The organism is Photobacterium kagoshimensis (assembly GCF_050337045.1).
GTDB classification, from domain to species: domain Bacteria; phylum Pseudomonadota; class Gammaproteobacteria; order Enterobacterales; family Vibrionaceae; genus Photobacterium; species Photobacterium kagoshimensis.
In genome coordinates, this window is the sequence record NZ_JAKJSO010000038.1 from 1 (window position 1) to 4,325 (window position 4,325).

At 41.6% G+C, this 4,325-nt stretch carries 8 protein-coding genes; 3 read left to right on the forward strand and 5 right to left on the reverse strand.

The window, feature by feature from the left end; translation table 11 throughout:
• Positions 1–264 precede the first annotated feature (264 nt).
• Positions 265–480, reverse strand: a complete 216-nt coding sequence (locus tag L4C35_RS22760) for a hypothetical protein (RefSeq protein WP_428465001.1) — start codon at positions 478–480, stop codon at positions 265–267.
• Positions 481–689: 209 nt separating this feature from the next.
• Here L4C35_RS22760 and L4C35_RS22765 point away from each other — a divergent pair, with 209 nt between their 5' ends.
• Complete coding sequence (locus tag L4C35_RS22765) at positions 690–878, forward strand: hypothetical protein (protein WP_428465002.1); 189 nt, start codon at positions 690–692, stop codon at positions 876–878.
• A 526-nt stretch (positions 879–1,404) separates the two neighbouring features.
• On the opposite strand, the gene L4C35_RS22770 is transcribed toward L4C35_RS22765, so the two are convergent.
• The 3 genes from L4C35_RS22770 to L4C35_RS22780 all read right to left on the reverse strand — a co-directional run bounded on the left by L4C35_RS22770 (position 1,405) and on the right by L4C35_RS22780 (position 3,101).
• A complete protein-coding gene (locus tag L4C35_RS22770) occupies positions 1,405–1,917 on the reverse strand; it encodes a hypothetical protein (RefSeq protein ID WP_428465003.1) in 513 nt (170 codons plus the stop codon).
• A complete protein-coding gene (locus L4C35_RS22775) occupies positions 1,914–2,483 on the reverse strand; it encodes a hypothetical protein (protein WP_428465004.1) in 570 nt (189 codons plus the stop codon). Before L4C35_RS22775 ends, L4C35_RS22770 begins: the two co-directional genes overlap by 4 nt.
• 411 nt (positions 2,484–2,894) lie before the next feature.
• A complete protein-coding gene (locus L4C35_RS22780) occupies positions 2,895–3,101 on the reverse strand; it encodes a hypothetical protein (RefSeq protein WP_428465005.1) in 207 nt (68 codons plus the stop codon).
• A gap of 221 nt (positions 3,102–3,322) precedes the next feature.
• Here L4C35_RS22780 and L4C35_RS22785 point away from each other — a divergent pair, with 221 nt between their 5' ends.
• A complete protein-coding gene (locus L4C35_RS22785; protein WP_428465006.1) occupies positions 3,323–3,520 on the forward strand; it encodes a hypothetical protein in 198 nt (65 codons plus the stop codon).
• 77 nt (positions 3,521–3,597) lie between these two features.
• On the opposite strand, the gene L4C35_RS22790 is transcribed toward L4C35_RS22785, so the two are convergent.
• Positions 3,598–3,804: a hypothetical protein gene (locus L4C35_RS22790; protein ID WP_428465007.1), complete on the reverse strand. Its 207-nt coding sequence runs from the start codon at positions 3,802–3,804 to the stop codon at positions 3,598–3,600.
• A gap of 221 nt (positions 3,805–4,025) precedes the next feature.
• Here L4C35_RS22790 and L4C35_RS22795 point away from each other — a divergent pair, with 221 nt between their 5' ends.
• The gene (locus tag L4C35_RS22795) at positions 4,026–4,223 is read left to right on the forward strand and encodes a hypothetical protein (RefSeq protein WP_428465008.1); all 198 of its coding nucleotides are present in this window, start codon (positions 4,026–4,028) and stop codon (positions 4,221–4,223) included.
• Positions 4,224–4,325: the final 102 nt, after the last annotated feature.

Consider the following 4,325-nt stretch of genomic DNA (forward strand, 5'->3'; position numbering starts at 1 on the left):
AATATTCACGCAAGTCATTGAGACGTTTAAAAATAAGAAGCCGCTACAAACGACGAGCGATTCTTACTGCATACGAATTTATCTGGAATTAACCAACTCACAGCAACAGCGGAGTTAAGTAAGCAAAAAGAACTCAACCAAGTCGGGTAACGCCCTGTTAAGGTGTGAGCAACGCAATACCGAAGCTACCGCATACCGCCTTAAACACTAAACGCGACGCATAGTAAAAATGCCACGCGTTGCGAATCACTCTTAAACAGTTTGTTATGTGTCTGCCCAGAGTTCTTCGATGACTTTTCGAGCCTCAACTAAAGAAGCGCCTGTTTCTTCTCGATAAATCCGGAGCGCTTTTAGCTTATTACCTGATTTGACAGCATCTAACACCTGTACTGGCACACCAAAGTGTTTATCTAATGACAAACCAGAACGTTCAAGCAAGAAATCTATCTTGCGTTCCAGTAATTTATGCTTGTATTTCATCGCAGATAACTCTCTGTGACCGATGAATATTAACAACACAAATAGTATTAAAACTGACCACCCCACAATATCTCTCCTTAGATATTACTCATCCTAATTTGTGGATTTTTCGCGTTGACACATAACGCTGGCATAAGGTGCGCCAACGCTGAACTTACTAAACCAATTACACTTCAAACCAAAACCGCCGAGTGTCAGGCGTCACCTTAATGCCTTTGTTACCCGACCGTTCGACTTGGCTAAAGCAGCTTGCCTGCCATGATGAAGTGAAACTAAAAACTGTGCTGATTAAGCGCGACAAACACGCAACTCAAGGCAGACAAATTCAAAACTATAACCGCGAAAATTGCTGCGCGTTTACCCACAGAATAGCGGCAACGATGATGTTAGCACTATGATTTACCTAGAAAAGATGAACCAAAAACGAGCTCGAATACTGATAAAAAAGCAGCCAAAACTAAAGCCGCGAACATCGCCCGCAATTCTACTGTTTACGACAACCACCAAAATGTAACCACTTCCCTGCCAGCGCACCGACAACATTATTGAAAGCGGCATTCCTCGATGATGGCGCGGCAATAGATGAGAAGTTTAAGAACTGGGAGTACGCAGAGCATCAGCCGCCACGGCCGAACCATGGTTAAACCAAGTAAAGAAGTTGGCGCGGTTATCAGCGAACATTCACGCAAGTCATTGAGACGTTAAAAAACAAGAAGCCGCTATGACCGAGGAACGACTCTTACTGCATACGATACTTCTGGAATTGATCAACTCGCAGCGACTGCGGAGTTAGGTAAGCAAAAAGAACTCAACCAAGTCGGGTAACGTCTGCAATAAGGTGTGCCCCACTGAACCAGCAAAGCACACCACACTCAAAACTAAAACCGCCGAGTGTAAGGCATCACCTTGATTGCATTGTTAAATTTACTGCCCAACATCACTGTAAACATTTTCCCAATCAGCAACAGCGTCCGTTTGCTGCTCCATAAACGACTCTAAACTGGAATTAGCATAGCCGACATATAACTGCCCAATAAGTAAAAATAATACTGATGGTAAAACAGAAATAGATGAAACCATTAGGCATTGATAAGAAGTCAATGAAAAATTCGGATAAAAACCCAAATACGCTAATAGTAGTAATAGCAAGGCAGATATAAACATCCCACCCCACTTTGCAAATTTTGATAATGTTTCGAGCTTATTCTTATATCCTAATACTTTAGTGTCAAATTTAACTGAACACCTCGAATTATCGTACTTATCTCCAAGTTTTGCTTGCAGTGTCATTTGATGATTCTCAGTACGACTATTAAATTTATTTAATGCATTATCACGTAGTGAATCCCACGCGGAAAAAACAAGGTTTATTCCAACTGCCACTTCAAATAATGATGAAAAACCAGACAACTGTATTAATTCTACTGCGTCATTCATACTTTAGCCTTTGATGATGTTTCATAATCGAAGCTTGACGCTATATCGAAGAAACGACAGAGTGTCTGATTAAATGACTTATCATTGAAATTCAAATATGGTTCAAAATCACTTTTGAAGCTAAAGTCACCAAACAAAACTGCATTCGTACTACTGATAACGAACTCATTTGTCAATCCCTTGGACTTCATGTCATTATTTATGTACTCATTTATAGCTCGAACTTTAAGCCTATTTTTAATATCAACTTGGTCAGACACTACTTTAAAGAATATAGACTTTCTTATTGTTTTAACTTTATTACTGACAATCAGAAAATCCGCATTAGAATCGTTTAAAAAATCAATTGTATTCTTTATGAAGATGTCATTTTCAATCAATTCAAACAAACTGCTATTCTTTCCATTCTCATCAAATAACAACAGCATTTTTATATCGCTACTACTACTGTTCAACAATAAGTTTAAAGCTATTTTTGCAGTGGGTTTATCTGGTAATAAAATACCAGAATCAGAGTGCTCTCTCTGAGACTTTTTTATAAATCCAACCAACTCATTTTCAGTCATATTTTTTCCTTACTAAAATGAAGTAAATTTAACGCTTGCCATAATACGCCAGCAACGCATTACGATAATGTTGATAGACCACCGAAAACACCACAGCCAATTCAAACCTAGAATGCCGAGCGTTGGTGGTCGTATTAATGGCCTTGTTACCCGGCCGTTTGACTTGGGTTAAGCAGCTTGCCTGCCATGATGAAATGCAATTAAAAACGACGCTTATTAAGCGCGACAAACACCAAAATTAAAGCAGACAAATTCAAAACTATAACCACGAAAATTACTGCGCGTTTACCCATAAAATAGCGGCTACGATGAAGTTGGCACTATGGTTTACCTAGAAAAGATGAACCTGAAACGCTCGCCAATATTGATTAAAAGGCAGCCCAACTAAAGCCGCGAACATCGCGCACAATGCTATTGCTTACGACAACCACCAAAATGTAACCACTTCCCTGCCAGCGAACCGACCACAATATTGAAAGCGGCTATCCTCGGAAATGGTGAGGCAATAGCTGAGAAATTAAAGAACTGGTAAGTACACGGAGCATCAACCGCCACGGCCGAACCATGGTTAAAACCCAATACAGAAGTTGGCGCGGTGACCAGTGAACATTCACGCAAACAGTTGAGACGTTTAAAAACAAGAAGCCGCTACAAACGACGAACTATTCTTACTGCATACGAATACTTCTGGAATTGATCAACTCGCAGCGACTACGGAGTTAAGTACATAAAAAGAACTCAACCAAGTCGGGTAACGCTGGCATAAGGTGCGCCAACGCTGAACTTACAAAACCAAATACACTTCAAACCAAAACCGCCGAGTGTCAGGCGTCACCTTAATGCCTTTGTTACCCGGCCGTTCGACTTGGGTGAAGCAGCTTGCCTGCCATGATGAAAGGCAGTTAAAAAATGCGCGGATTAAGCGCGACAAACACATAACTCAAGGCAGACAAATTCAAAACTATAACCACGAAAATTACTGCGCGTTTACCCACAAAATAGCGGCTACGATAGAGTTAGCACTATGGTTTACCTAGAAAAGATGAACCAGAAACGCTCGCCAATATTGATTAAAAGGCAGCCCAAACTAAAGCCGCGAACATCACCTGTAATTCTATTTCTTTCGGCAACCACCAGAGTGTAACCACTTCCCTGCCAGCGCACCGACCACAATATTGAAAGCGGCTATCCTCGAAAATGGCGAGGCAATGGCTGAGAAATTTAAGAACGAGTAAGTACGCGGAGCATCAACCGCCACGGCCGAACCATGGTTAAAGCCAAATAGATAAGTTGGCGCGGTTATCAGCGAACATTCACGCAAGTCGTTGAGACGTTTAAAAACAAGAAGCCGCTACAAACGAGGAGCGATTCTAACTGCATACGAATTTGTCTGGAATTGACCAACGCACAGCGACTGCGGAGTTAAGTACACAAAAAGAACTCAACCAAGTCGGGTAACGCTGGCATAAGGTGCGCCAACGCATTACTTACAAAACCAAATACACTTCAAACCAAAACCGCCGAGTGTCAAGCGTCACCTTAATGCCTTTGTTACCCGGCCGTTCGACTTGGGTGAAGCAGCTTGCCTGCCATGATGAAAGGCAGTTAAAAAATGCGCGGATTAAGCGCGACAAACACCCCACTCAAGGTAGACAAATTCAAAACTATAACCACGGAAATTACTGCGCGTTTACCCACAAAATAGCGGCTACGATGAAGTTAGCACTATGGTTTAACTAGAAAAGATGAACCAGAAACGCTCGCCAATATTAATTAAAAGGCAGCCCAACTAAAGCCGCGAACAACACCCACAATTTTACTGCTTACGGCAACCACCAAAAT